The 25,665-nt window shown below is 41.4% G+C and carries 31 protein-coding genes; all 31 read right to left on the reverse strand.

Going from position 1 to position 25,665, the window contains the following annotated elements:
- Positions 1–69: 69 nt before the first annotated feature.
- Positions 70–615, reverse strand: a complete 546-nt coding sequence (locus AOLE_RS14880; protein ID WP_013198697.1) for a glycoside hydrolase family 108 protein — start codon at positions 613–615, stop codon at positions 70–72.
- A 56-nt stretch (positions 616–671) separates the two neighbouring features.
- Positions 672–896 (reverse strand): hypothetical protein, encoded by a 225-nt coding sequence (locus AOLE_RS14885; RefSeq protein WP_013198698.1) that lies wholly within the window; start codon positions 894–896, stop codon positions 672–674.
- Positions 886–1,170: a phage holin gene (locus AOLE_RS14890; protein WP_013198699.1), complete on the reverse strand. Its 285-nt coding sequence runs from the start codon at positions 1,168–1,170 to the stop codon at positions 886–888. The genes AOLE_RS14885 and AOLE_RS14890 overlap by 11 nt, the downstream gene beginning before the upstream one ends.
- A 66-nt stretch (positions 1,171–1,236) precedes the next feature.
- Positions 1,237–3,726, reverse strand: a complete 2,490-nt coding sequence (locus AOLE_RS14895) for a phage tail protein (RefSeq protein WP_013198700.1) — start codon at positions 3,724–3,726, stop codon at positions 1,237–1,239.
- The gene (locus tag AOLE_RS14900; protein WP_035331621.1) at positions 3,727–4,149 is read right to left on the reverse strand and encodes a C40 family peptidase; all 423 of its coding nucleotides are present in this window, start codon (positions 4,147–4,149) and stop codon (positions 3,727–3,729) included. It lies immediately after the preceding gene.
- 4 nt (positions 4,150–4,153) lie between these two features.
- Entirely contained in the window at positions 4,154–6,448 is a 2,295-nt protein-coding gene (locus AOLE_RS20775; RefSeq protein ID WP_013198702.1) for a hypothetical protein, read from the reverse strand.
- Between the two features lie 60 nt (positions 6,449–6,508).
- Entirely contained in the window at positions 6,509–7,366 is an 858-nt protein-coding gene (locus tag AOLE_RS14910) for a DUF2163 domain-containing protein (RefSeq protein WP_013198703.1), read from the reverse strand.
- Positions 7,363–8,016, reverse strand: coding sequence for a DUF2460 domain-containing protein (locus AOLE_RS14915; protein ID WP_013198704.1), 654 nt, complete (start codon positions 8,014–8,016; stop codon positions 7,363–7,365). Before AOLE_RS14915 ends, AOLE_RS14910 begins: the two co-directional genes overlap by 4 nt.
- A 10-nt stretch (positions 8,017–8,026) precedes the next feature.
- Positions 8,027–11,065, reverse strand: coding sequence for a hypothetical protein (locus AOLE_RS14920; protein ID WP_013198705.1), 3,039 nt, complete (start codon positions 11,063–11,065; stop codon positions 8,027–8,029).
- A 93-nt stretch (positions 11,066–11,158) separates the two neighbouring features.
- Positions 11,159–11,659, reverse strand: coding sequence for a zinc ribbon domain-containing protein (locus tag AOLE_RS14925; protein ID WP_013198706.1), 501 nt, complete (start codon positions 11,657–11,659; stop codon positions 11,159–11,161).
- Between the two features lie 71 nt (positions 11,660–11,730).
- A complete protein-coding gene (locus AOLE_RS14930; RefSeq protein ID WP_023274307.1) occupies positions 11,731–11,958 on the reverse strand; it encodes a hypothetical protein in 228 nt (75 codons plus the stop codon).
- Between the two features lie 35 nt (positions 11,959–11,993).
- Positions 11,994–12,308: a hypothetical protein gene (locus AOLE_RS14935; protein WP_013198708.1), complete on the reverse strand. Its 315-nt coding sequence runs from the start codon at positions 12,306–12,308 to the stop codon at positions 11,994–11,996.
- 6 nt (positions 12,309–12,314) lie between these two features.
- Complete coding sequence (locus tag AOLE_RS14940; RefSeq protein WP_013198709.1) at positions 12,315–13,082, reverse strand: hypothetical protein; 768 nt, start codon at positions 13,080–13,082, stop codon at positions 12,315–12,317.
- Between the two features lie 62 nt (positions 13,083–13,144).
- Positions 13,145–13,588, reverse strand: a complete 444-nt coding sequence (locus AOLE_RS14945) for a hypothetical protein (RefSeq protein ID WP_013198710.1) — start codon at positions 13,586–13,588, stop codon at positions 13,145–13,147.
- Complete coding sequence (locus AOLE_RS14950; protein WP_013198711.1) at positions 13,581–14,063, reverse strand: hypothetical protein; 483 nt, start codon at positions 14,061–14,063, stop codon at positions 13,581–13,583. Before AOLE_RS14950 ends, AOLE_RS14945 begins: the two co-directional genes overlap by 8 nt.
- 7 nt (positions 14,064–14,070) lie before the next feature.
- Positions 14,071–14,262, reverse strand: a complete 192-nt coding sequence (locus AOLE_RS14955; protein ID WP_013198712.1) for a hypothetical protein — start codon at positions 14,260–14,262, stop codon at positions 14,071–14,073.
- A gap of 9 nt (positions 14,263–14,271) precedes the next feature.
- On the reverse strand, positions 14,272–14,655 hold the full coding sequence (locus AOLE_RS14960) for a DUF4054 domain-containing protein (protein WP_013198713.1): 384 nt from the start codon (positions 14,653–14,655) through the stop codon (positions 14,272–14,274).
- Between the two features lie 9 nt (positions 14,656–14,664).
- Entirely contained in the window at positions 14,665–15,042 is a 378-nt protein-coding gene (locus AOLE_RS14965) for a hypothetical protein (RefSeq protein ID WP_013198714.1), read from the reverse strand.
- Between the two features lie 13 nt (positions 15,043–15,055).
- Complete coding sequence (locus AOLE_RS14970; protein WP_013198715.1) at positions 15,056–16,051, reverse strand: DUF2184 domain-containing protein; 996 nt, start codon at positions 16,049–16,051, stop codon at positions 15,056–15,058.
- Between the two features lie 6 nt (positions 16,052–16,057).
- Positions 16,058–16,528 (reverse strand): structural cement protein Gp24, encoded by a 471-nt coding sequence (locus tag AOLE_RS14975; protein WP_013198716.1) that lies wholly within the window; start codon positions 16,526–16,528, stop codon positions 16,058–16,060.
- A gap of 14 nt (positions 16,529–16,542) precedes the next feature.
- Positions 16,543–17,730: a DUF2213 domain-containing protein gene (locus AOLE_RS14980; protein ID WP_013198717.1), complete on the reverse strand. Its 1,188-nt coding sequence runs from the start codon at positions 17,728–17,730 to the stop codon at positions 16,543–16,545.
- 74 nt (positions 17,731–17,804) lie between these two features.
- Entirely contained in the window at positions 17,805–18,041 is a 237-nt protein-coding gene (locus AOLE_RS14985) for a hypothetical protein (RefSeq protein WP_013198718.1), read from the reverse strand.
- Between the two features lie 306 nt (positions 18,042–18,347).
- A complete protein-coding gene (locus tag AOLE_RS14995) occupies positions 18,348–19,160 on the reverse strand; it encodes a phage head morphogenesis protein (protein WP_013198720.1) in 813 nt (270 codons plus the stop codon).
- Positions 19,105–20,439 (reverse strand): DUF1073 domain-containing protein, encoded by a 1,335-nt coding sequence (locus tag AOLE_RS15000; RefSeq protein ID WP_013198721.1) that lies wholly within the window; start codon positions 20,437–20,439, stop codon positions 19,105–19,107. Before AOLE_RS15000 ends, AOLE_RS14995 begins: the two co-directional genes overlap by 56 nt.
- A gap of 8 nt (positions 20,440–20,447) precedes the next feature.
- Positions 20,448–21,974 (reverse strand): phage terminase large subunit, encoded by a 1,527-nt coding sequence (gene terL / locus AOLE_RS15005; RefSeq protein WP_013198722.1) that lies wholly within the window; start codon positions 21,972–21,974, stop codon positions 20,448–20,450.
- A complete protein-coding gene (locus tag AOLE_RS15010; protein WP_005068136.1) occupies positions 21,952–22,428 on the reverse strand; it encodes a DUF2280 domain-containing protein in 477 nt (158 codons plus the stop codon). Before AOLE_RS15010 ends, terL begins: the two co-directional genes overlap by 23 nt.
- Before the next feature lie 58 nt (positions 22,429–22,486).
- Positions 22,487–23,128, reverse strand: coding sequence for a putative metallopeptidase (locus AOLE_RS15015; RefSeq protein WP_013198723.1), 642 nt, complete (start codon positions 23,126–23,128; stop codon positions 22,487–22,489).
- Positions 23,097–23,564 carry a hypothetical protein gene (locus tag AOLE_RS15020; RefSeq protein ID WP_013198724.1) on the reverse strand — a complete coding sequence of 156 codons (468 nt, stop codon included), beginning with the start codon at positions 23,562–23,564 and terminating at the stop codon, positions 23,097–23,099. Before AOLE_RS15020 ends, AOLE_RS15015 begins: the two co-directional genes overlap by 32 nt.
- Before the next feature lie 12 nt (positions 23,565–23,576).
- The gene (locus AOLE_RS15025; RefSeq protein WP_013198725.1) at positions 23,577–23,768 is read right to left on the reverse strand and encodes a hypothetical protein; all 192 of its coding nucleotides are present in this window, start codon (positions 23,766–23,768) and stop codon (positions 23,577–23,579) included.
- 83 nt (positions 23,769–23,851) lie between these two features.
- Complete coding sequence (locus AOLE_RS15030; RefSeq protein ID WP_013198726.1) at positions 23,852–24,622, reverse strand: DNA adenine methylase; 771 nt, start codon at positions 24,620–24,622, stop codon at positions 23,852–23,854.
- A 289-nt stretch (positions 24,623–24,911) separates the two neighbouring features.
- Positions 24,912–25,664 (reverse strand): hypothetical protein, encoded by a 753-nt coding sequence (locus AOLE_RS15035; protein WP_013198727.1) that lies wholly within the window; start codon positions 25,662–25,664, stop codon positions 24,912–24,914.
- Between the last annotated feature and the right edge of the window lies 1 nt (position 25,665).

Genomic DNA, 25,665 nt, shown 5'->3' on the forward strand with positions numbered 1-25,665 from the left:
TATTCACATTACTATTTATAGTATGAGCTGTGCATCCTGATAACAGAATGCACAGAAAAACCAAAGCCTTCATAGTGAAATACGGTTAGCAATCCATCCATAAAAGAATTGCTCTTGGCTAGGATTACGTTCACAAATTTCAATGTAACGCTGGCCTTGCATGATATTAAGTACTCGCACCAGTACTTTTTCGCCTTCTTTCCCGCGCTTGGCCAAATAGATTTTTAAAGCATTTAGGCTAGCTGGGCCATAAATTCCATCTACCGTAAGATCTGGCCAACCACCTTTCCCCTGATTATTCAGCAAATTCAAAGCACGTTGTAAAAGAGGCTTAGTAAAGCCGGTACCACAATTCACACCAGTATCTAAAAGTTCTTCAGCCACAGCAGAAGAAATAGAATTCACCTGGTCAAAACGTGGAGCTGTCCAATACTGTTTTTTATAAATGGCTTTGGCCACATCAAGCGGTAAATCTTTCATGTTGCCCTTAAAGCCGTTTTTTCGTGCTACTGCTTCGGTAATGCCGTACTTTGTTGCCCCTCCTCGATCTGCTGGATTATTAACATAGCCGCCTTCACGTTTAATCAAATCATCAAGATATTGCTCAATGTTCATTTTGCTTTCCTATAAATGTAAAAAACCGCCCGAAGGCGGTTTTATGTTTGAGTAAATTACAGTTGCTTGGTTTCTTCGGTTTTCTTTTTCTTTTCTAGCTCGGAACTACCAAAGTAATAACCACAAGCCATAGACATTGCCCCCGCAATAAAACCTAAGGCTGTATTGATTTGAGTGCTGTTCTCACGTGGCATTTCCACAAAAAACAAGGCAATCACCAATACAAACATTAATGCTACAAGAGCAAATGAAAGATAAGCTCTTGTTTGTTCACTGCTCATCGCTATCCCCTTTTAAACGTTTTTTAGTCAGCTCATATTGCTTCGTTTGAAGCGCATGAATCTCGTCCTTACGCTTCTCATCTCTTTTTTTGAAATAAAGATTTGTTAGGTAGGTTGCTATACCGATTAAGATTGAAAAGACAACGGCCCAATCAATTTTGCCTATTACACCGATCAAGCTGCCTCCTACTACATAGCCATAAGTAAATTTTGTTGCAGTAGCAGCCGCCGTACTTGCAGCAGCTTCTACTACACTATTTGTTTGATCGTTCATGCATGCCTTCCTCCAGATCGTAGGCAAAAAAAAGCACCCGATTGGGTGCTAAATAAGTAATTTAAATTAACCTTCAGAAGTACTTTGAGTAATCTGATTTGTATAGTTCCAGACTGTGTTTTCCCATACATCCCGTACAGCGACACGAATGTAATAAGGAGTTGTTGGTTGTAAGCCTCCAAAAGTAGTTGTTAAATCTGTGCCGGTCCACGTAGGCGGCGTTTGTGTAGGATCAAAATTAGAAATCGTGCTAAGCCATACCGCATAATCTTTCAGGTCTGGTACCTCACTAGGCACCCAATTCACCGTAATAGAATCTACCGTTGCAGCTGTATAAACATTTAGAAGTACTGGCGGTACCGGATTACTAATACTTAATTCAGCATAGGTGCTGAACTGGTCGCCGTTCTTACTTGCTACACGTATTGTATAAGCTCGGCCAATACCATCCGTTTTAGCGTCTTCAATCGAATAGCTATATTCCGTATTCGTTGTATCTACTTGACGAATCATTGCGCCATTCGACCAGACTTGCACCCGATAACCATCTGCACCGGTTGAACTTTGCCATTGAACTTTAAACGAGGTACCAACAAACGGCGATTGCAGCGATAGACCTTTCACACCGGCAGGACGCCCACCCGACAAGGTATAGCTATAAGCTGTTACTTCATCTAATGTCTGTTCTTTGCGCTCAAGGCCATTAAAGCTAGTGAACTTTAAGAAGATCTGTTTACCCACAAGATTTTCGTTGTATGGATATACAAAAATTGCCCGATCAAGGCGTACAAAAGGCTCACCAGCGTTATGAATCTGTGCATCGTCAAAACGTCCACGCAGAACATCACTTAAGGTATAAAGACCGGATCCGTTTAATGTGGCCACTTGATAATTAAAATACTCGTCGCCAACTTTACAAAGGGTTTGATCGGCTTGAGCATCTTGTGATGTACCGCTGAAGATACGACTTGCTGTATTTAGCTCAACTTGCAAGGCTGTATCATCTGCATCGATAGCCGTTACAAGTTGCCCGTATCGTGCGGATCCGTAAATAGTGCCGAGCATTTCATAAGTCGTATTGTCCAGACTGGCCCAAACATTACAGCCGCCCCAATTAATCCCACCTGACACCGCAACCCATACTTGATTCTTGCCATCAGTTAAATCTAATGGAGGCTCAAAGATAGCTGGAGCATTCACATTACCTGGTTCTTCGTTACCGCCTTGATAACCATTAGATGCTTGTGAATCGTATTCAATGGCAGATCTTGAACCCACAGCAAGTTCCTCAGCCGTAATAGTTAATTCACCGAATTCATCTTCCTCAATACGTGTAATACGTACAGGAAATTGATTTAAGCCCAATGCTTCATCAGTAATGGTGACAATATCCATTGGCTCTAACCTGCAATACTTCCAGCCCAAAGTAAATTCATATTCATTACGCACATAAAGCAATCGTTGTAAACGAAGTTGTGCCGCATGACGTGCTATTTTTGGCTCACAAAAGTAATGGCTTTCTACTGGATCTTCCGTACGTAAACCAAACATCTCAATGTTTGCTTGGTCCTTGGCCTCAGTCGTTTCTGTGTTGTACTGGTTGTATCGATTGATGTATTCAATCTGCACATGATTATAAGCATCAGTATCACGGCTACGTCGAACTCGTACCGGCTCATCATCACTAATGAAATCATCATCAGTTAAGTGATAAACCGGTGTGAGATCCGGAGTAAAAGTAACGCCGTTTCCTGTAATTGCAGAGTCGCCAAAAGAACGGATCTTTAATCCGTCTGGACTTGGAACCACAGCACAATTTACAGCCTCGACAATCTCATTGATTATTTCATATGCTGGGCGTTGTTCAGTAAATGCTGGGCTAATTAAAAGATTTGCTGCACGGCAATACGTGCGGAACTCTTCTAAATCAGCCATATTTAAATTAGGCGCTGCGCCGTGCCGCGGATGTGTAATAAAGTCCTCAATTACATCAGCCGGATTAGCATCATCAATAGTTTCTGACAATGTAATAGTGCTAATCACCTCAAAGTTATGATTTGAAAGGCTGGCACTATTTCCCATCTCATAATTAGCACATGCAACATATCCCAAAAATGGATAGTTAATTGCCTGATCTGGATGCTTTGAAACTAACCAACCCCACGGAGGGTTATTATTCCCATCATATAATTCAAACTTTAGCTGGTCGATTGGATCTAGGGTAATAGATCCTTCTTGCTTTGGTATGTACTGGTCTTTATCAACCCAAATCAAACCAATCTTTTTAATCTGATTCTCACATAACCCCAGCATAAGCGAAGCACTATAACTAAAAGTAGTGTTACTAGTTTTAGTGCTTCCCCCTTTGCCGCCTGATTTCTCAACCGTAGTGTGAGGCGTTGCTAGAAAATCACCGTACCAAAACATATTGGCAGCTACGCGAGTTTTGCCATACACCAGAGGCTGACAAAGCCCGTACGCTGATTGCTGGATTCGCATTGAGTTAATACGGGTATCAGTAGTACTAATCGTGGTACCGCCAAATAATCCACCCATTTATTTAAGCCTCTTCATACGAAAAAAGCCCGCTATACGGCGGGCTAAACTTCCTTTGGTTCCATCTTGGATAATCACTCCCTGATGGAGATAACTGTGAATGACCTGTGGCCATTCGATGACAATTGCACCATGACTAATGCACTTGCCAAATTGATATAAAACAATGTCGCCCGGTTGAGGCGGTCCTTCTATCTGTTCACATACACCTAAGATGAGTTCTAAATAACGTTGCCCCATCTGATGCAAGTGCCAATCAGGTGGATATGGCCTTGGGTCCAAATGATCCATGAGCCCTACTTTCTCGTAGACCTCACAAATCAATGTACCGCAGTCCACACCTACACCTTTTACACGCCCTTGATGGTGATAAGGTGTGCCGAGCCATGTAAGCGCCTCTTCAACTGCTTCTAGGTTTTTCATGAGCTTAGTAATAGTCCACCCCATTAATTACTGAGGTCATTTCATTCAAACGCAAAACAGAGTCATAGATAGAGTCGCTGTTATCTGACTGTATCGTATAACCACCGCGCCACTTATAATCCTCACTGCTAGGAGTTAATAGCAATGCAGGGAATGGAGGATAAGTTACCCCGTTATCTGTTCTCTGCTCTTCAGCGTACATAGAACGAAATGCACATTGATAAAATTTGTGGTTAGTACCAGTACCACCTCTTATTAGTGCTTGCTCAGGCGCACAGAAATTAGGATTTCCATAACCATAATTACGATCAATCCAGCTTGCTAAAAGCCCGCCAGTTCCTTTTAAAATTAACGCCCATGCATTAGGAAAATCTTCTCGTTTACCTGAAGTAGCAGACACATCATAATTTATTCGATTTGTCAGTTGAGCATTAAGCATTAATTGAGTTGTCTGAAATCCTTGGGTAGTTAGTTGAGGACCATAATCAGAGCGCAACATGATGTCTTCGAGGGCTTTAAGCTTGCAATGAACATCCACATTTGAACCTTCAAAATGAAGATCAAATATCTGCTTCAGACAAAAACGTTTAGTGGTTTTCGTATTGCTTGCCATCAGCTTATGAACAAGCTTTACATCTATCGTTTTACATGCTCCGCTAAAATCTTGAGCCATATTCAAGACATTGCCATCAACTAAAATTGTATACAGTTCATTTGTTGCAGTTGGATCCCCAGTAGCCTGACCACCTGAAGCATGATTACCACCTGTAAAATGATCATGATTGCTATCATCTGGATTATTAACAGCGTAAAAAACTAAAGAAGGCAGCCAATCAGTGGTAAACGAATGAATCGTGCTGAAAGTACCTGTTAAATCATTTGCTGTTGAGGATCCAATAGACTTGAAGTTAGGCAAAAGATTTGCACCGTTAGGCCCGAAAACAATTTCGTAATTTCTATCTTTTGAACGATATCTATAGCTAAATGTTTTAGTGCTGGCGATATAACTTATATAAGCATTGAAACTGGTTACAGTAGCATCCGAAGTAACCTTTTTTCGATAATTGGTCGGTGCCATATACCAGCTATAACCAGCATCAGTTGCATTTGCAACACTAATAAACAAGCCATATGCTGGAAGCTTACTTGTATCTACTGTTACATCAAATAATTCTTGTCCTGAGCTTACGAGACGTATTTTCTCAATGCCGCCACTTTTGACAAGAGTCTCTTGTGGGATAGTTAAATCAACGATTTGGGTTTGCGTAGCACCTGCATCGGTATAGCCAGTACGCGGGCGTTTATAAACGATCCAACGCTCTGGACCAGGTGTAGCGTAACCATTGGTGTAATACGCCAATTGATAGAAATAACCTGATGCCGCATTAATTACTTCAAAATCTTTGAAAACATTTAAAAATAATGTTGGTACTGCACTTGTTGAGCCGTTAAAGGCCGATTGCACAAAAGGATAGTATTGCCCTTTATTTATTAACCAATCACGTGGTGCTTTTGCTTTTGTTAGGAGGTTGTCATCAGCAAACACATAGCATGATGGGTCAATAATATAAGACCATGCAAGACTACCTTGCCCTGTTGAGTTAATCGGAACATTACCAGCAGGAAGTGCAGAAGTATCACAAGTAATTTTGAAACTTAATTCGGGTTTAAAGGTGGACTTGATATTTACAGTTTGAATAGTACCGTTTTTTACAAGTTGAGCTTGTCCCGCGGCTGTGTAGTCTACTAAGAGAACAGCAGCAGCATTTGTTTCATAAGTAGCTTTGTCAAACTCGTAAATGATCCAGTTGTATTCATTCTTGTTGTTAATTAATGCGCCATTCTGCTGGTAAGCAATCTGGTAGTACTTTGCAGGATCAGCATTATTTACACGAACATCTAGGATGAAATTATTCCAGACTGTAGAAGGATCACTTGTAATTCCATTACGTGACATGGCTTTAAATGGAAAAACTTTCCCCTTATTGAATCTTAAGGAATCAAAGCTATCGGTATAAAATTTTGCTTGATCCAGATCACTTAAGGTTGTAATCGTCCAATAATTACCGACTGGTGAGCCTGCTGGCTTATTCCAATACCAGACTTTACCTGTATCTAATGCTTTTGCATAACTTTGGTTTTCAACTGGTCTTGAAGCTGTCAATAATGCAGTAGTTGCATAGGTGGGGCTTTGAGTTTCAATAGGTTTAATGAAATCAACAATAGCACCAAGATTGGTTTTAAATTGCGCCTCAGTAACCGTAGGCCCAATTAAGGCGTCTTTGTCAGGAACAGCCATAATATATTTCCCAAATAAAAAGCCCTGCTAAATGCAGGGCTTTGATTGAATATAAAATTGTTAAATTGAGGTTTCTGGTACTGGTACAAACGGCGCACCACGGAACCGAGCACGGTTATTAAATCGGTTAGTACAAGTATCAAGTCTCTTATCACACCCCGGATAAACACGGATTGCTTCACCAATTTCAGGCATTTCTAAAAGTGGTAAAGTTAGGAGTAAAGAACCTGCTTCATGCAATCGTACGGTTCTTTTAATCCCAATATTTACTCCTTCTAAAAACTCCACAACCCCTTGGGTAAACCAGCCTTGAGGTTGACTTAAATCACAAAGTATTTGGCTAGGCGTACTATTTGCTGCAATTGTCGTATTAACTGCAAAATCAGCACTTAATAAGCCACATGCGCTATCAAATAATGTATTTAAACAGCCGGGCGTATATAAATTTCTAGGCATTTGAAGTTTTAAATTATCTACATCTGAAACTACACTGGCATTAATTACATAACGATCAAGTTCAGGCTCAACAATCCTTCCCTCAAACAGTACTAAAGTACCGGCACTGGTATCAGTTGGTGTATACATATCCATAAATATACGTTCTAACTTAAAACGTGCGCCGTCTAATATGCCGTTGTGAAAAGCCTGAGCTACAGGCACATCGCCAAATTTAGTACTTTCATTAGTCTCAATTGTGATAGATAGATTATCTACTTCAATCCCAAGTGAGAGGCTAATTCCTTCGCGGCTAATGATTGGCCCATCAGAACGAAATTCCTTGCCCTGCACAGTTAAATTAACGTCATAGCTTGTATAACGATACTCAATGCCCTGTATGGTCGTTATGGTGTACAAATCGGCCATGATGAACTGATCAGCATCTAACAAGGCGATAAGTTGCGGTGAAGCTTGTCTCATATCTTATTTCCTAAGGATCCGATTAATTCGACCTTTCCAGCCTTCCAAAGTTTATGCATGAAGTTGACATACTGCTGTGTGTCATCTTTAAAACGACATCGATAGTAAAAAATACCCGTTACAGTTACCTCTACACCTTCCTCGATCGGCTGTGAAAGGACATATTTACCGTCACCCGTTATCTGAGCAGATGCGTTATTCCACATAAGCTTTTCTTGGTTTGTATTCCACATTGTTTTAACCGGTGTTTGATTCCACATGTTGGGATCAACTTCACCAATAATCTGCTCTTGTGTATTTCCTAGAGGCAATTGGCTTGTATACATATCTTTGTAAAGCTGAAATGAAGTTGTGGAGCCATCCCCAACAAACGTGCAATTAAATTCATTATCCTCAGGCATCTTATAAAGAAATGAATCAAATGCCCCACGGCGTTCAAGATAAAACCCTTGAAGCTGCTGAAGTTCCTTTCTGCCTTTATTTTCACGCAAGAAAGCGTAAGACAACGAGATTTCATATTTCGGCGCGGCCTGAAAGCTCGCACGGAGCTCTCGGCCATTAATTGAAGTCATGATCTTGGTATTGAACATGGGAGTTAATGAGGTATCCCACTCAAGACCGGGTAATTCTGGAAATAAAACGTTAGACACTTACACCCCCTTATTTTCCATTCTTACCGAATCCACGTGCATAGCTTTGCAAACCACCAGCAACGGCACGGCCATTTCTCTTTAATAATCGTTCAATGCTTTTTGCATCAACTGCACTAATACTAATGGTCGGTCCAGCGCCTCCGCCTTCAGCTGCAGCAGCTGCTCCAAAACTTGCCCCACTACGCATTGCCTTACCCATTTCACGAATAGTATTTGCATGTTGAGAAGGTAAAACCATTTCGTCTTCATGCAGCTGGGTAACTGGATTTACACCGGATGGAATGTCGTAACCGCCTCGAGCAGATTTGATCTTGCCTGCTAAACCAGCAACCAAGCCAAAGGCAGCAGCACCCGCACCTACGGCCAGAATTGGACCAATGTATGGAATAGCCACCATAGCTTTAAATGCGCCCGCCATGGCCTCCCATGCCGACATCATGATTCCCTTGATTGCTTCAGCTGCTTTTAAGCCCAATCGAGCTAAACCACCCGCAGCAGTAACACTGGTACGTGTTGCTTCTCCTGCAATTGTTGCTCCCGTTTGAGCCGCTTGACCCGAAGCCTCAGCCGCCGTTTCAGCACCAACGAAACCAAGCTTTCTAGCTAACTTAATTGCTTGGATTCTGAGCCAACCTTGTAGCTCTTTAGTAGCCGATTGCAAGGCAAATGCACCCATATCAGCTAATACCGCTTTAGTTGCGTTGCTCCATGTCAATGTGCCATTCATTAAAGACTGAATGCCCTGATCCCAAAGGTTTGCAAGCCGAGAAGTGAACCCGCCGAACTTAGCTTCAAAGTCTTTCATTTCCGCATCACTAATTAAGCCCATAGACTTAGTGTCAGCAACTTTCTGATCTGTCTCTAAATCAGAAATATTGTTTGTGATTTGGTTTTGATTACCCTGTTTGCCAGTAACGCCTGTTTGCTCGTTCTCAAGTGCCAGACGCTCTAATAGACCTTGCCGCTTAATTTCACGTAATTGATCTTCGAGCTGTTTCTCTAATTGAACTTTGCGAACATTTGAAATTTTCTTGGCATCATATTCAGCTTGGATCCGTGCCACCTCGATTTCATAAAGGCGCTGTGCTTGCTGTTGATAATTGTCGATCTGTTCTTCACGAGCTTTTTTGTATTCCTCAAACTCTTTTGAACGGATAGCAATGATCTTGTCTGAAGCATCCTTTTCAGCCTTAACTTTTGCAGCAGCTTTTTCATCGGCAGTCATCTTAGATTTTTCAATCTCATCTAATGCCTTTTGTAGATCTAAGGCGACTTTCTTTTCTTCGGATGCATATTTATACCGAATATCAGCAAGCGCTTTAGCTGCCTGCTCAGCTTGACGTTGACGCTCTTTAGCCTCTTGCTCAGCTTTAGATTTTGCCGACGATTTAGATTTTCCTTTATCATCCTTAACGCCAGTGCCAATACCCTTGTTTGTGCTTGGTGGTGCAGACCCTAAAGCTAATTTTGGTGGCTTAGGTGGGCCGAGTTGGGTAGTTGGATCCTTATATACATAATTAGTAATCTTTTGATTACCCGCTGTTGTTACATCAAGGATCCGCTTACCTGCTGTGACAAGAGAGTTGGCCGCCGTGGTTGCTCCATTATTCCAAGAGTTCTTCAGATCATTCATTCGACCTTTCATTTGGTTGGTATAACGTTCAGTAATACCACCAAGTTGAGATAACCCACCTTCCCAAGCAGCCTTGGCACCAGAAAAGTTAAAATGAAGAATGTTATTAACGACACTACCAAAAGTTTGAAACTTAACTTGAAGAACATCTAAACCGAATTGAATGGTATTGCGCACCATATCAAAGCCAGCCATTAGACCATTAAATGCAATAATAAGGGCTTGGCAAACTGTCACAACAACGGCGCGAATAATTGCAAAAGCCGATTGAACCCCAACTTGAAATCCAGTAACCACAACGCCCAGTGCTCGCAATGCTACAGAAATAGCATCCATGAAACTTATCTGTGTATTTGCATCGTCTCCAATGTTTCCAGTTAAATCATTCCAGATTCCTGCAATGGTGGTGAACTGCTCACTCAGAATAGAAAAGAGACTTTCAAAAATACCAATAATTGATTTAATAGAATCATCAATGGCATCTTTGGAATCTACTGCAAATGTCAAAAATTGATTTGCTAAATCAGTTAATGCTGGAGCAGCTTGCGCTGCTATACGAGTGAGTACACCTTGTAAGGTTGCTTGGACTGTCTCAAGAGCCGAATTAAACTCTTTAGTAGCCGCAATTGCATCATCACTCATGATTACGCCTAAATCATGCGCTTGTCTTGCATACTCTTTTAATTTTTGTCCATTGTTATCCAGTAATGGCGCTAATAAAGTTGCATCATTCGCAATGGCTTCCATGTAGAAAGTCATTTCAGCTTGCGAAACATTCGCTTTTTGCAATGTTTGATAATACTTTTCAAGGATCTGAGGACCTGATAAACCCTGAAACTCTTTAGCAGTGACGTTAACTTTTGGAGCAATCTTTTCAAAGAAGTCGGCCATTTCTCCGCCGCCCGTTTGCATAAAATCACCAAACTTATCGTTTACATCTTTCATGATGTCCGAAAGTTTATCTTGCTCTACATTTACCTTTTTTGATGCAAAGGCCCACTCTTGAAACTCTGTAGTATTCGCATTCGCCAACCGAGATTGAATTTCTAATTCTTTGGATGCCTTACCAACGGCGGACACTAGATCCGGTATCGCTGCCACAGCCTCTGCTGCACTTCTCGCTATTTCTTGACCTATTCCAAGAAAGAAACCACCTTTAACTAAAGATAAACCACTGGTAAGGGAGCTTTTAATATCGTTCCCTACAGTTTTAAATTTCTCTGAAAGGCCTGAAGCAAAACCATTTAACTCTGATCTCATATTTGATAGATCAAGTTTAAAGTCGATATTATTTCCAGTGCTTTCAATTTTCTTGGAAGCATCTGAAACTATTTTTTCAGCATCTTGCATCCCTTCCTTTAACTCGGAAGTTTTGGCACCAATATGCACCTCGACACGGTTATTATTTGCCATACACACCTCTTAGGCATAAAAAAACCTTGCCGATGCAAGGTAAATTTAAAGAAATAAAAAACCCCGTGATTACGGGGCTTTTTTGAAGACTATTTATTGAATTACGACTAAATCAGATATTCCACAGCTTGAAGATGCAGCTTGAGAGTGAATGAATCCCATATTGAATTCTTTAACTGTTTTAGTTTGTCCTGCTTTTACAATTTCATAAATTACACGGCTGTTGCTATCGATTTTTGTCTTACTATTTGAATAGTGCTCACACTCTACAGTTATATCCTTAATGTCATACTTGCTATTATTTTTGATTTTAAAATCAACTAACATGACACTGTCAAATCCACCTTTTGACCAATCATAATCAAGAACAGTGTTTTTAAGAGCATCTTCTTTAGGCGACAATTCTCTAGTGCTATTTGATGAAGAAGACCCCTCACCACCACCAGCAATAATCCCAATAATAAAAAGAATGACAAAGCCTAAAAAAATCCATTTTAAAATTGAGCGCTTTTTAACTTTAGCCCCACAACTTGGACAATTTTTAGCTTGAGTGCTAACTTGTGCCCCACACTCTTTGCAATTAGTTAAAGCCACTGATTTATCCTTATAAAGTTTTAATTAACAAACTTTAACCAACGCTTACAAATAATGCAAATAGGGTGGCCTTAACCACCCTGCGGGAAACTTTCTAAAACTTCTAGCATATCGTCCTCCTCATCATCTGAAACGGTTATTGCTGGGTTTGTCTCTTCAATTCCCGCGAATGCTTCCAAGATGCGGCACAAGCGTTGTATTCCTATATGTGCGGGAGGGTTACTTTGCTGATACGCACTTAATGCTCTTAATCTGGGCAGATCCATTTCATCACGTACATAGTCGTAATCTTTACCCATTGTCAGCACTAAATGCGTGTACAACTCCTCCCAATCTATTCCCCCGAGCCACCTGCTGCGCTGTCATCATTCCCTTTAAGACCAGACACAGACATTACAGCTTCCATAACCTCAGTGAGTTGATCCATATAAATCATCTCTGCCACATCATCACGTGTGATATCCGGGTAATTTCGCTTAAGCGACTTAAACGCAACATCAATCACAGTGCCAACATCATCCGGGTTAAATGCTTGAAGAGCGGGCAATAACTTTTCAACCGCACCAAGTGACAATGGAGCAAATACAAATGGCTGACCATCAATAATAATTGTAGATCCACGTGGGTTTTCAACTTGCTTAAATTGCATTTGCTATTACTCCGATAAATCGATTTTAAAAACACGGTTAAGATCATCAGCCATAGGCTGGAATTCAAACTCAGGAATATCGTAATCATCCTGTTTTGAGCTGAACCCAAGCTTGTTACTGGTGCAGCGGTAGAAATTCATGTGCATGAATTTACCCTTGTAATCTCGCTGAAGATCCAAGGCAAATTCAGGTGTATAGCCCATATCTAAGTTAGACACAGTGATTGACTTGCCACCTGCTACTGTTGCGGAATATCGGAAGCTAATGAATACAATCTTGCCAACATCGGCAGTCGCAAAAGTATATGCACCTGTAGCGTTATCAACGCTGTATTCTCCTGTTTTTGGCGCTGAGGCTACCCGCTTTAGTGGAATAGCCTTTCCATCTGTGACACCTAAATCCTTAACAAATGTGCCAGCATTAGGAACTACAGGTGTAACCAATCCACCCGCTAGAATAGTTTCGCCATTAATTGTTTGGGATACTGTCTCGATTCCACCTTCAGCAACAACGCCACCGAAGAAAATAGAATTTAGTAAGGTTCCATTAATTCGCCCGAATGATGCTTTACCTTTAATTGAGCCTTTACCACGTGCAGCATCTACGGCGAATTGTCCACGACCAAAAAGTTCTTTTAAGTCGAAACTAATATCGACACCTACCGACTGTAAAACCCCTACTTCTACAGGTGTAGGGTTGCTAATCGGTTGCCCAAAAACATCTTGAATCGGTGTAGCAAAGATCTTGCCGGCACCAAATAAATATTGAGCCATTTATTTTGACCTCTCTAAAATGACAAAACCGCCATAGAGGCGGTCATTAAATGAAAGTTTTGTTAATTGGTTGTGAGGATCCGGATAGGGATAATTGCAATCGCCTGATCATCCAGCATGTTTTCTACTGCTTCATATACTTCTACTGTGCCCTCGATCCAGCAATGCTCTACCAAACCTCCTAAGGTTTGACATTCATTAACATCTGGATGGTCTGGCTGAATAGCTGCACGTACACGATCGATGAAAACATTCATCTGGGATGATGGTGGTTTATCTCTATCAGCCTCATGGATGTAAAGATAAACCTCGGCGGCTAGTTCAACTTTTGAATTTAAACCATGTTCCGGTACTTCTTGTTGATTGCCTTGTGTAATAAACATGGCTGGGCGCTGTTCTGGTGTTACATGGTTAAAATGACGTAAACGGCGACTTACCGTAACCAATCCTTCTACGTTTGTACTTAACCGATCAAATAACGCTTGATAGATTGCTTCACTATTCACCTGCTAAACCTCGCTCAATTGCTGCATCAATATTTTTCGGCACAATCTTGGCCACAATATCCAGTGAATCACGCATGAAGCGTAATTCTTTAAAACGAACATTCCGTGAGTGAGCCTTAATATTGACTTGAACCGGTGATATAGGTCGGCCAAAAGCCTGCTTAATAGTTCTTAAATGGGCTTTAACCCCCAAAGAACCATTTAAACCAAACTCATGTGCAGGTCCATAAGGTACCAACGCACCACCAGCTCCCACCGTTCCCTCTATCGAATCTTTATCCTCATCCACTTTAGATGAAACGGATCCACGCAAGCGGCCAGACTGTACGTTCAGCCGTTGGCCACTCAACATATCTTCCTGAACAATCCGCTGTAAGCGCAAAGTAAGAGCGTTAATCGTGCGTCTTATTTCAAACCTAACGCGATTATTCATCTCATCAAAGTTGACCTGCTTATCAACACGAAAATCGCTCATATCTTATTTACTCTTTAGCAGAGGCTGTCGATTTCTTAGGCTCAACAACTTCAACGTAACGCTCAAAACCTAAGGGTTTTAAAATATGGATAATGTCATCCTCAGATTCTAAAACGCCGTTATTGATATCTAGGTTATGACCAGCAATAACAACCTTTGTTGGTTTATAACCTTGGGGTGCCTGATATTTAAAAGGCATGGGATTCTCCTATACAACAAAAACACCAACGCCTAAGCGATTAGGGTTTGTGCCTTCATCATCGATTGGAATGGAATTTTTTAACGAAAGGTAGCGCTGGCCATACATACTTAGATCATAGAAAGCTTCTTTCGATGATCGTGAATAACTCACACTTTGGCCCGCAATTGTCATGCTCGATGCAGTACCAAAAGCAGCACCATTGCCACTTGCAGTACCAACTTTAAGAATGTGTGCTGCATATAGACCTACAGCACGTTCCTTTAATGACCCAAACTCAATTTGAGATACAACCAGATCAGCTTCTTCTAATGCATCCTGAATTCTCTCATCTGGCAAAGACATTAAACTCGAGTCAGTCGAGAACTTCTGGCGAAACGTTTGTACGTCCATAGGTCCACCTTATTCCTTAGCCTGATCTAACTTCGCCTGTAGCTGCTCAAAAGTTTCATCTTCACTGAACGTTACTTCAAGCGCTGTTAATTCAGCTTTCACGGCGGCCAAAGCTGCTTCATCAGTAGCCTTTTGTTGGTCATCTGCCGCATTGTTTTGTTTGCCGCCTTTGCCACCAGTTCTACCAGCTGCTTTTGTTTCTTCATCTGGAATTTCTTGAATTTCAAGCTCACCAGATTCAACAAGATGCTTGGCAAACTTATTCTTTTGAAGTTCCTTATGCTGAGCTGCTTCAAGTGCTACGGCGATTCCTGCTGGCAAAGTTGCAACACCTGCAAAAACAAAAGCGGCATTAGAGCCGCTGTATGTGTATGAATATTTAGCCATGTGGTTTTATTCCTTATGCATGGTCCAAGTAACGAAGCGAGTCAACACGCTTCAGCCAAACGCCTTGGTATTTGTAGTGACCCGGCACAAGCACATCTAAGCCTTTTGGTTGCGCCGTCAAAAATTCAACGCTGCTGCCTTTAAACTGGATGCATGACGGATCACGACGATAGATGATGGAACGGTCAGCACCTGCTGTACCTTTGCCATTACCACGACCAGAACCACGGATGGTTAATGGCTTGCCTTGAGTAGCGAAAATATTCTTTTCCGTTACCCAGTCAAGGAAAGTCTTTCCACCAGAATCAGCGACAATACGGTTGGAAAGATCCGAATATTGATTCGATGCAAGGATGTAGGTATCAGGTTCAATCGATGCATCACCATCAAACTGATTTGCTGCATCTGCAAGCGATTTATTAAAGTCTGAAAGGACTTGTTCGATTGTTGCAGTAGCCCAGTTGTATTGAGCCGTCACTACCGTTACACCAGTCTGGTTGAGAAAGCCATTTACCTGAGTGAGCTGACCACTTGCATTCGCTGTGGTGTAGCCATACCAAGCCACATTCGACATGTGTTTTTCAGCAGCCAAGTTTGCAGCCTGAACTTTGTCGGCTTCAAGTGCAAGGTTCATTGTCTGAGCTGTCGCCAACTCTACAATTGAATATTGGTAACCAATCGTGCCGACTCTCACAGGTAACTGGACAGTGTCATATTCCACTTCTGCAAGCGGGATGTCATCACCAGTGCCTGAATGGTCCTTACCAATACCAACACCTTTTTTACGTGACAGGATTTCACCGCCACCATATGCAGCCTTCACATCTGTTACTGGAATGAATTTGGCATAGTCTAGAACTTGTTGAAGCTGTGGAGTGATTTCGTTTTGCTCTTCAATCTTAATGAAAAGCTGTGCCAATGCATCCATATTGAACGCATCACCTACCTGTGCCTGAATGGCGTATGAAATCGGCGTTAAGCGTGCTTTCATTTTTACTAATTTGCTCATGTTCTATTAAGCTCCATGTAGATTAAGGAGGGCTAAACCATCGGCACCAGTCACAGTTTCCCATGCTGCACCAGGTAGTAATGTTCCGTCAGTAGCAGCACTTGAAAGTGAACCCAACGGCGCCGCTGTAGTACCGTTTGCAGTTTTCACATAAACAGCAGCGGTAATGTCTGTGATAGGCGCTGTAGGTTTAACCCAAATCGCACCGTCAAACATTACTGGCAACATGTCAGCAGCCTTATAAGCTTCTTTCCCAGCTGCTGTTTTGCCAGTCTTGCCAACGCCGTGGCGTACAACCACACCAAAACGTGTTGGTGTAGCACCAGTAACTGCCGTTACAGATTTGCCATCAGTCGTGCGGACAACCACATCTCCGTCATTGACTAAAGTTGTGCCTGAAAGCGGTAATGACAGTACAACTTCTTTGGCAGTTAAACGGCCACGCTGACCGACTACCGCATTTAATTGCTGAACCATGATTCAAGTTCCCCTTAAATTGTTTTGTATGCAGCAGACTTGTCATAACCAGTATTTTCTTTAGGATCCTGATTATTTTGTTGCTGTTGTTGCTGTTGATTTAATGCGTCACCGACTGCATTACTTGGCGTAGTCGACTTCACAGCAGACAAAGCGCGGAAAGTTGTATCGATCTGATCAGGCTTAGCATCGCCTACCGATACGCTACCTAATAAGGCAGTTACCAATGCATCACCTGCTTTAGCCGCAATTACATCGCGCTTGATTTGCTCACATGTGCAGCCTTCGGTTTTAACTGTTGGCACCAATGCTTTAGCATCGGCAATGACAGCTGTACGTTCGGCAGCAGCTTGTTCAAGTTTTTCAGGCGTCATCTGGTTTTTTTCTAAATCACCGACTTTCTGCTCAAGCGTGGTTTTATCGGTATGCAATTGATCTACAACTGCTTGAACTGCGTTAAGTTCATCACCGATTGAAAATTGCTTATCACCAACTTTTAGCTTTGCAGCTTTTAAATTTTCGAGCTGCTCTTGCTGGATCTTCAATGCATCCGCAAAAGGCTTGTTATCGCCAATGTCAAAACGCATACCGTTTACAATTACTTCCATTGTTTTCCCCTCTGGTGGAGTTTGCTTTTCGTCACCGATGCGGCAATCACCACCACAGCGCCCGTATTTAACAAGTGCTACGTGATTGCCAATAAAGTTAATAAATTTTGCTTGGTACACCGTGCCATCTGGCGCAGTGCCCTGTTCTAAAATTAATGTGGCTGCATAACCGAGCGACATTTCTAATCGCTCATTGTTTTGGATTAAATCAATGCTGTCTTTATCTTTAATGAGCAAGTCACCCACTAGATATTCGCCTTCTTGGCGGACGTTCTCACAATAGCCAATGTGATAGTCCTTCCAGTTGGCTGCATTAATTTCATTCTTGGGTGGGTGATAATCTGTAGCATCAGCACCATCCCAACTTTTAATCGCTGCCGGCTTAAATAGTTCTTCTGCGGATGTATAGACGTTAATAGTCTGATCTGCTGAAAAGCCTTCTAAGTTTGGGAACTCATACGCATAGTACTGACGTACTTGAGGTGCTTTTCCCAAGCGAACATTTACACATTTCAAATAACCTTCTGGGGTAAATGAGCGTGTGGATTCACTCGGAGCAAAGTCACCTACCTTGAAGCGGTAAATGTTTTTCATAAATTGCGCTCAATAAAAAACCACCCGAAGGTGGTTTGCGTGAAGTTAAAATATTTAGTCTATTTGCCCTATCTTTACTTCCTTTCAGTTTTCAATTTATGTTCAAGGTCTTGAAGTTGCTGAGTAGACATTTCACCTATTGCGAGAAATGTACCCCTCACCATTTCCTTAATTGAGTGAACTGTTTTATCAATCCCTTTGCCTAAATCAATCATAAAAGATTCAAATTTATTAAATTCTTGAATAGTTTGTTGCTTTGCATTCAAACGGCGATAAAAGCGTTTTTTTGAATATTTCTTCTTACGTCCCATTATTCAATCCTTCATAGAAGCTTTCAGGCTTTAATTGCCATAATTATATCGTCTAGTTTCCAAAGCAGAATAGGAATTGAAATTAAAAGAACTGACAGAAAAACTTTTTTCAATGTAAGTTCTCGGATCTGGTTAATTTGCTCAGGTGTCAATTTATTAGAGCTTTCTACACCATCTACTTTGACTCTTGGAGGTGTGCACACGATTGGTGGTGTTGGTCTTCTGTCCGTATTGCGACAAGGCTGGTAACCACTGCCATCATTTGTGCCATGGACTTTCCCACACTTCCAGCACTTCTCGTTTGAATTAGTCAATTAAAATATCCTCATAGTTGGGTAAAGCCGTGCACCGGCATCGGATAGGCTGACCGGGATGTCCACCGTCTGGTGGTGAATCCCATCTAAATGTTTTACCCTGTTTATGTTGGTGGTCTGGCCGCACACGCTCATCTTTAGCCGTTTGCCATGTGTATGTCTCGACACCCATTGAAAGCTGTCGAGCTTGGTTAATTTGGCCGTTAATCTTGCCCATCTGATCACTAGCAATAAGACGAGCCCGATAATCAGTAGATAACCCTAGTTGCTTAATAGCTTTGGCCAACTCTTCATTTGTTTGGCCAGTCTGCAAAGCGTTGGTAATTAATACTTCAAGCTTATCGGCGTATTGCTGCGGGATAGACTTAATCAAGCTGACATTTGCTGTGATGTTTAGATCTACCTCGTCCTGAATATCAGCAGCTCGATAGAACGGCGTTAGATCCACACCAATAATTGATTTGGTATGTTCTGCAATTTGCTTGTCTACTTCCTTTTGGGTATCAGTCACAACCTTTGTGGCCAATGGTCGGGAAATCTCAACAACATATTTTGTGAGCTTATCCCTAAACGCCGTCATCATGTCCGAGAACCATGCATCACCGATATTCTGGCCTACTGTGGGAATAACTAAGTCCTTTGTTTGTTCCTGACAGTATTTTGAAATAGCCAGTAATTGCCGTGTGTAATAAAGCTCAACACGGCGATTTACGTGTACATCTCTAGGCTTAGAAGCTTTACGACCTTTCTTACGCTTCTTCGCCTGCTGGAGGTGTGGCTTCAGGATCTGAATTATCGTTGTCATTAAGCTTCACCATTGTCTCAAGCCCTTTGATATGCTCTTCATCAATTACTGAATAAACGCCATCAATAACAAGTTGTTTTGCTATCTGTGGCTCTGTAATGACACCCATTTGAAGATATTTATCGTCACGTTCTGCATTAGCCTTCTCAACCTCAGCACGAACCTTACCGTCTAACTGCCATAACGGGTTAAATACAACGTCTAAGCTTGGAATCTGACGACCAAACGTAGTTTGAACAATTACTCTTAGAAGCTTTAACATGAAAGGTTTTAATGACCAGACTTGCTTAGTTGCAATACTGTCGTAATAGTTCCTTGTGTCATGCTCGCCTGTTGCGTTCATACCCGCAGGTGATTGACCGAATAACACCGTATATGGCATTTCGGCCGCTCCAGAAGTTTGTATCGAATATTCACGCATAAGGTCAGGTAAACCACCAAAGCTATAAGATTTAGAGTCGTACTCCTCCTCTTTATCTAAAACGATCATGCCGTTTAGACCTTTAAGCAACCCGACACTAAGAAAACGTTCTGCTACACCTTTTAGATCCTCTTTGATCTTATCAACCAAATGCGGGGTTCTAATCACATCAATTTTAGATTCATGAACTAGGCTAGCAGTGGCCTTCTTCACAGCTGCATGATCTAGCAGATCCTCATAGACTTCCTGCAAAATACTTTGAGGCTCTTCATTGACTACATCAGCATGGGCAAATTTAATTAAGCGTGTGTGGTGGATCCGTTGGTTAGACTTTCCATCAAGTTTTAGCTTGTAAAATTCAGGTTGCTTTAAAAGACCGCCTGCTTCACTTGGTGGCAAGTATTTTGAAGTATCGGCTTCAATCTGCTTTTTCTTCAGCACCGTGAAAAACTCTAAACGACCAATGCCTAACTTGTTTAAATCAAACGGTTGATCCAAGTCACCGCCGTCCACAGTTCCTAGAAGCACATAGCAAACGCCATATAAGCGAGAAAGGACTAAACTAGATAATAGCACCCTATCTAAGTTAAAAGCCTTACACGCTTCTTTAAGCTTCAATAAATCATTATCTTGAATCCCTTCGTAAAACCAACCCGCTCGGAGCATGTCACTTGCTGGGCGGTTGACGATTCGCTTAGCCAACCAGTGTTGATACACGGCTTCTAATTGCTCATCAGGAATTATCTTCTTAACGAAAGAACCGTGTGATGCCTTGTCACGTTCGGTACCAAGATTTGAGACAAAGTTTGTATACGCCCCTGCATCGCCAATTGCATCGGACTTTTTATCTTCAGCCATAATTTCCTCTAATCAAATACAGTTGGCTTGCTTGCTAATGAATCGTTAATTGCATCAATGGTTGGGTCCCATTGGTCGTCATGGTCATGTGTCCAATCGGCGGTGAGCCCTTCAATTTCTTCAATGTAGTTCAAAAGCCATGGTGCTTCTGATGGCAGCCAGACACGGCGCTCTTCAACGTAGAACACCACATCCATAGTTCGTGTAAGTTTGTCTGTACTTCGCTGAATCGCTCGTATTGGTAAAGTGGTCTGCTTAGATATGGATTGAATTAATCCGGTACCACTCGCCTTATCTTCTACGGCCATATAGCGAAGTTTGCCGATCTTAGTATTGCCATCCTTATGCTTATTAATAAAAGCTTTAGCCTCTTTTAAAAGCTCTGGTGCTTCCCATTTGCCGCGCTTCACGTCAATGATGTAAAGATTATTGTCATATCCAAGACCAGCACATATAAACACAGAATAATCGTTATGCTCTTTTGTCTTTTGCGCCGTATCTGCCCAAATCGCCCGCCACTTAAGAACTGGTAGATCTAGATAACGTGGGAACCATTCCGCCTTAACAAGATCGCCACCTAGCTTTTTAGGGTTTTGCATGTATTGGCTTGCAAATGTATAGCGTGACACTGTGGCGCCGTCTTTATCTTCGCCGCCTTTCTCCAACTGCAGCAATGAAAGTAACGATTCTTTTAATGGCCAATAGCTTTGACGGCCTTTCGCATCTCGCTCAACATTACGTGGAATTTTGCTCTGTATTTTTTCAGGCAACTTACTGATGTACTCATCATCGATAAGCGCGGGAATACTGATCTGTTCCCATACACCAGGCACATTGCCGGTCATCACAAAGTTAGTTGGATCCTCAACGTGCAAACGCTGCATTATCAGAATAATGGGGGTATCAGATTTAGCTTTACGTGAGTTGACCGTGTTTAGAATCTTACGGTTAGCTTTGCGTCTTGCTGTCTGGCTAAATGCATCCTCAGGCTTTAATGGGTCATCAAGAATGATTGCTCCGGTAAAACCTTCATTGGCTAATGTACCGGCACGGCGACCTGTGACCTGCCCGCCCATAGAGGCAGAATAAACATGTCCAGCATCATATCCATCGACTGTAGTTTTCCAACTAGATTTAGCGTCCGTACTGGTAGAGATCTTTACAGGCCATAAACTCTGAAAGTCTTCTGACTTAACAATGTTTCTTGCTGTAGCTGATACATCCTCAACAAGTGACTGTGAGAAAGACAAATACAAAAAGCGTGAACGAGGATTACGCGCTACCCCACGAGAAATAAGGTTTGTAAGTAATTCAGTTTTACCACTACCCGGTGGAACGTTAATAACTAGGTTCTTAACCTTTCCAGCAATTACCTCGTCAATCTTGTCGGCAATATATTCATGATGCCAATTGACCGAAAACTTAAAGCCCATACGTGGCAAGAAAAAGGCACGGGTGAAAAATAAATGTTCTTTCTCACACTTAATCCGCTTAGCTTTGGTTTTAACAGGATCAATATTCGTTCTCGAGTTCATCTATCGCCTGCCTTACCTGCTCATCGGTAGCAGTCACATAGGTAATATTTTCGCTTTGTAATGGACCACCGCCAGCGCCTGTAATTTCAGTTTTATTCGTGTACTTGCCGCCCATGTCCTCAGCAGCTTGTTTAAGAATGCTTAGAGCTGCTACACGGTTTCTACTGTGCTTTTGATATTGGCTTTCATAACGCTGTAAACGCACCGCTAAGTTTGCAATTGGGATTGCCTCAGGCTTACCCAAAAACATTTCGCGAGTCTTTTCAAAATCTTTTCTTAACTCTTCGCTTAGGTTCTCACCTGCCCGTTTAGTTGGGTCGTATTTCTCACACTGCTGTTTAGTAACTTTTATCCCGTATTCTTGGTTGACGAGCTCAGCAGTTTCTGTGGGTGTATTAAATACGGCAAGTGAGCGAACTATAAAGAGTTTTACCTCCTTTTTTAGAGCCGCCATATCCTCAATCCTGTCAACCTACGTCAACCTAAATAGCCAAAAAAAAGAGCCTCAAGGCTCAGGTAATTACACAGTTTCCACAGCATTTAGAAATATCTAAATCAGAAACAAACGGCGGGTTTTTAGCGACTTCAATTAATCGCTTAACCTTTTCATTTGCGCCCCAGCGCTTCACAACACCGATAAACTCTTCCACATCATGCCCAGCTAAATAGTGCTTAGGTAGGCCAGTATGATCACTGTAAATAATCTCACCGTCCGAGTCTCGCTCTACACCAATGTGATATAGCTCATGTTCAAGCAATGCACAAAACTCGCTATCGTTTGCCTTTTCACAAAAGCTTGCATCGATTGTGATTAAGTAAATTGGAACGAAACCGAACCAATCACGCATTTGCTGCTCTTGACGGGCTTTCTTCCAGCCGCCTTGTTGAAACATAACCTTTTCACATTGGCCGAGCACCATGCGCTTAGCTTTTGTATAAGCAGTTGATGCCCATGCAAAAGCTAAGAACTTCTCATTGTCATGAATGAGCTCAGCAATATGGTCATGATCTGGATTATGTAAAGGTCCACCAAGCGTAAGAAAATTAGCAACTACCCAGTTTTTTAAATCCGGCGCAGGTACTATGCGTATCGCTTCCTCTTCATCTGCTTGGTCTATAAAATCAGTTGGAGGAAATGGTCTGATCTGATCCATTAAATATTTGCCTCTTTAAATTTTTTAGCCACTGACTAGCGTATTCAGTCCGCAACTGCAAAGGCCCAGACTCATCAATGCGACATCTAGAAGCCGTCTCTATGCGAATTACTGTGTATCCCATCTCTTCAGCCACATCGTAACGATCAAGACTCCAAGCTTTGTTTTTAAGCTTACCCTTACGTCCACCCGACCAAGGGCCGCCAGCAATTTCCACTAAAATTCGATGTTCGATTAAATGAAAATCAAAACGCCAATGCTTTGTAGATTTAAACTGGAATTTCTTTTCATATTTAATTTCCAGATTATCTAAAGTTTCAGTAAATTCTTCCTCTGCCTCTAAGTACTTTTGGGTAGCTTTAGGAAGTGGTCTACTCTTAGGTTTGGTTTTAGGTTCTTTTTTTCTTGTAAGCCAAAAATAATCTTTCCCATCCATGCCCTAAGCTCCTTAAAAGAAGCCCTCAGGCTTATTGTTTAGGCGAGCAATTAATTTGTTTTGCTTTGCTAAGGTCAAAAAAAATCGCTCATCTATTTGAGCGATCTGTTCTTGAGATAATCCTTTCGTTGTACAGCTTCCCAAATGATTAAGCTCTATTTGAAGCTGTCCAATCTCATAAGTGATTTTTTGAAATTCAGTCATACATGCTCCAAAAAGAAAAAGCCCCGCCAATAATCGATATTTAGCGGGGCCATTTGCGCCACAATAATCATGGCAAAACAAAACTAATAATTCATAATTATTAGTTCATTGCTTTTTTTACTCTTTGCTGCCACGTCACGACAAACAGAGTAATTAATTGAAGTAACTGCAAAATTAAAACCCTTAAAGATCTCACGAATCTTTTCATGGTCATTAATTGACAGCATCACCTTCCCTTTGCAATTATTCATCTTCTCAGAAAGCAGCTCATATTGATCAATCGAAAAATCCACACCATATCCAGCAGTATCAAGGTAAGGTGGATCCGCATAAAAGAAAGTGTGTTCCCTGTCATACCGATCAAAGCACTTATCCCAAGATTGATTCTCAATATAAACGCCATTTAAACGCAAATGGGCAGAACTTAAAAATTCTTCAATCCTTAAAAGGTTAAATGAACGTCCTGTTGTACCATATCCAAAACTTTGACCAGAAACTCTACCACCAAAAGCATGCTGCTGAAGATAATAAAATCTTGCAGCTCTTTGTATATCAGTTAATGTGTCTGGTACTTTTAAATTTTCCCATTCAAATATTTGGCGGCTCGAAATACACCATTTAAATTGCCGTACAAATTCCTCAAGATGGTTCTGAACAACTCGATAGAGATTTACCAACTCACCATTTAAATCGTTTATAACCTCTGTCTTTGCCGGATCTTCTCTTAAAAAGAACAATGCAGCACCACCGCAAAATAATTCCACATAACATGAATGTTCAGGGAATCGACTCAACAAATCCTTAGCTAAACGGCTTTTACCACCCTGCCATGGAATTATTGGTTTTGATTTCATAAAAAATTTCCTGTGCAAAAGCTTACATTTTTGGTAGCCTTCACCGATCGTGTGCACGATAGCTGGGCTTGCTTTTGACAGTCTATGTCTGTCGAGAGATCGGCATACTGTTCCCGCAGTATGTCGTTCCCAGTCTTGCGATATAAAAAAACTCGGTATCCGTTAGGAACCGAGTTTTTCTTTGGCCAATAAAAAAGCCCACCTTTGGCGAGCTTTTAAAATCTTTCTGGCGATTACTTTACATTTCGCCCATTTTAGAAATCTTTATACTTAAGTGTATACCCAACTGTCAAGCAAAAGTTACTTGTGTATCAGGAAGTTCAAAACAAAACGAGCGTGAAATACGCGATCTAATTTCATTTTCCCATTCTGCAACAATAGATTCTCCAAATAACTCAAACTTCTGATAGCTTTTTATATATGCAGTCTTGGTGGCAACAATACCTGCAATTTTCATTTTTTCATTTAACGTATATGGTCGCTTACCAGAACCATTACATTTTTCACAAAACCTTGCCCCATCAGGAAAACCCTTTGAATTAAAAGTTTCAAGTTTTCCTATTCCTTGGCATGCTCCACACATAGCCTTAACAAAAACATGGCCACGCAAAATAATCTCAGCCATACCTTTTGCCAGATTAGTAAGATCACCTTGAGCATTAGTAGGTGTAAATTTTTTCTCTACCATTTCTTCATGAATTTTTACCGCTAATTTATTTCGCGCTCGGAAAAAATTACCAGATTTAATCTCTCCGCGAAGGAACTCAACCTTACCGGGTATATCTTCAATACGGCGCTCGGTTTCAAAGTTAAAATTATACTTACTATAAAAAGTTTCTGTTTGTTTTTGGGCTGGGGTAATAATTGCAATTCGTTCAAAATCTACCTTTTCAACTAAAACCGTTGCCCAAAGTTTTGCAGCTGGTGATAAAAGTGCTAATTCACCTAAAACAACATCTTTAGAAATTTTCTTACCTTCAGCTTTGCCTTGAGCAATAGCAAGGCGAAGTAACTCAATAAAATCAAACTTTTCAACTAACATA

It is taken from the genome of Acinetobacter oleivorans DR1 (genome assembly GCF_000196795.1).
Lineage (GTDB): Bacteria > Pseudomonadota > Gammaproteobacteria > Pseudomonadales > Moraxellaceae > Acinetobacter > Acinetobacter oleivorans.

Excerpts from the sequence above, each read along its gene's own strand:
- AOLE_RS14880 (WP_013198697.1), bottom strand. The coding sequence starts at position 615 with ATGAACATTGAGCAATATCTTGATGATTTGATTAAACGTGAAGGCGGC.
- AOLE_RS14885 (WP_013198698.1), bottom strand. The coding sequence starts at position 896 with ATGAGCAGTGAACAAACAAGAGCTTATCTTTCATTTGCTCTTGTAGCA.
- AOLE_RS14890 (WP_013198699.1), bottom strand. The coding sequence starts at position 1,170 with ATGAACGATCAAACAAATAGTGTAGTAGAAGCTGCTGCAAGTACGGCG.
- AOLE_RS14895 (WP_013198700.1), bottom strand. The coding sequence starts at position 3,726 with ATGGGTGGATTATTTGGCGGTACCACGATTAGTACTACTGATACCCGT.
- AOLE_RS14900 (WP_035331621.1), bottom strand. The coding sequence starts at position 4,149 with ATGAAAAACCTAGAAGCAGTTGAAGAGGCGCTTACATGGCTCGGCACA.
- AOLE_RS20775 (WP_013198702.1), bottom strand. The coding sequence starts at position 6,448 with ATGGCTGTTCCTGACAAAGACGCCTTAATTGGGCCTACGGTTACTGAG.
- AOLE_RS14910 (WP_013198703.1), bottom strand. The coding sequence starts at position 7,366 with ATGAGACAAGCTTCACCGCAACTTATCGCCTTGTTAGATGCTGATCAG.
- AOLE_RS14920 (WP_013198705.1), bottom strand. The coding sequence starts at position 11,065 with ATGGCAAATAATAACCGTGTCGAGGTGCATATTGGTGCCAAAACTTCC.
- AOLE_RS14930 (WP_023274307.1), bottom strand. The coding sequence starts at position 11,958 with ATGGGTAAAGATTACGACTATGTACGTGATGAAATGGATCTGCCCAGA.
- AOLE_RS14935 (WP_013198708.1), bottom strand. The coding sequence starts at position 12,308 with ATGCAATTTAAGCAAGTTGAAAACCCACGTGGATCTACAATTATTATT.
- AOLE_RS14940 (WP_013198709.1), bottom strand. The coding sequence starts at position 13,082 with ATGGCTCAATATTTATTTGGTGCCGGCAAGATCTTTGCTACACCGATT.
- AOLE_RS14950 (WP_013198711.1), bottom strand. The coding sequence starts at position 14,063 with ATGAGCGATTTTCGTGTTGATAAGCAGGTCAACTTTGATGAGATGAAT.
- AOLE_RS14955 (WP_013198712.1), bottom strand. The coding sequence starts at position 14,262 with ATGCCTTTTAAATATCAGGCACCCCAAGGTTATAAACCAACAAAGGTT.
- AOLE_RS14960 (WP_013198713.1), bottom strand. The coding sequence starts at position 14,655 with ATGGACGTACAAACGTTTCGCCAGAAGTTCTCGACTGACTCGAGTTTA.
- AOLE_RS14965 (WP_013198714.1), bottom strand. The coding sequence starts at position 15,042 with ATGGCTAAATATTCATACACATACAGCGGCTCTAATGCCGCTTTTGTT.
- AOLE_RS14970 (WP_013198715.1), bottom strand. The coding sequence starts at position 16,051 with ATGAGCAAATTAGTAAAAATGAAAGCACGCTTAACGCCGATTTCATAC.
- AOLE_RS14975 (WP_013198716.1), bottom strand. The coding sequence starts at position 16,528 with ATGGTTCAGCAATTAAATGCGGTAGTCGGTCAGCGTGGCCGTTTAACT.
- AOLE_RS14980 (WP_013198717.1), bottom strand. The coding sequence starts at position 17,730 with ATGAAAAACATTTACCGCTTCAAGGTAGGTGACTTTGCTCCGAGTGAA.
- AOLE_RS14985 (WP_013198718.1), bottom strand. The coding sequence starts at position 18,041 with ATGGGACGTAAGAAGAAATATTCAAAAAAACGCTTTTATCGCCGTTTG.
- AOLE_RS14995 (WP_013198720.1), bottom strand. The coding sequence starts at position 19,160 with ATGACAACGATAATTCAGATCCTGAAGCCACACCTCCAGCAGGCGAAG.
- AOLE_RS15000 (WP_013198721.1), bottom strand. The coding sequence starts at position 20,439 with ATGGCTGAAGATAAAAAGTCCGATGCAATTGGCGATGCAGGGGCGTAT.
- terL (WP_013198722.1), bottom strand. The coding sequence starts at position 21,974 with ATGAACTCGAGAACGAATATTGATCCTGTTAAAACCAAAGCTAAGCGG.
- AOLE_RS15010 (WP_005068136.1), bottom strand. The coding sequence starts at position 22,428 with ATGGCGGCTCTAAAAAAGGAGGTAAAACTCTTTATAGTTCGCTCACTT.
- AOLE_RS15015 (WP_013198723.1), bottom strand. The coding sequence starts at position 23,128 with ATGGATCAGATCAGACCATTTCCTCCAACTGATTTTATAGACCAAGCA.
- AOLE_RS15020 (WP_013198724.1), bottom strand. The coding sequence starts at position 23,564 with ATGGATGGGAAAGATTATTTTTGGCTTACAAGAAAAAAAGAACCTAAA.
- AOLE_RS15025 (WP_013198725.1), bottom strand. The coding sequence starts at position 23,768 with ATGACTGAATTTCAAAAAATCACTTATGAGATTGGACAGCTTCAAATA.
- AOLE_RS15030 (WP_013198726.1), bottom strand. The coding sequence starts at position 24,622 with ATGAAATCAAAACCAATAATTCCATGGCAGGGTGGTAAAAGCCGTTTA.
- AOLE_RS15035 (WP_013198727.1), bottom strand. The coding sequence starts at position 25,664 with ATGTTAGTTGAAAAGTTTGATTTTATTGAGTTACTTCGCCTTGCTATT.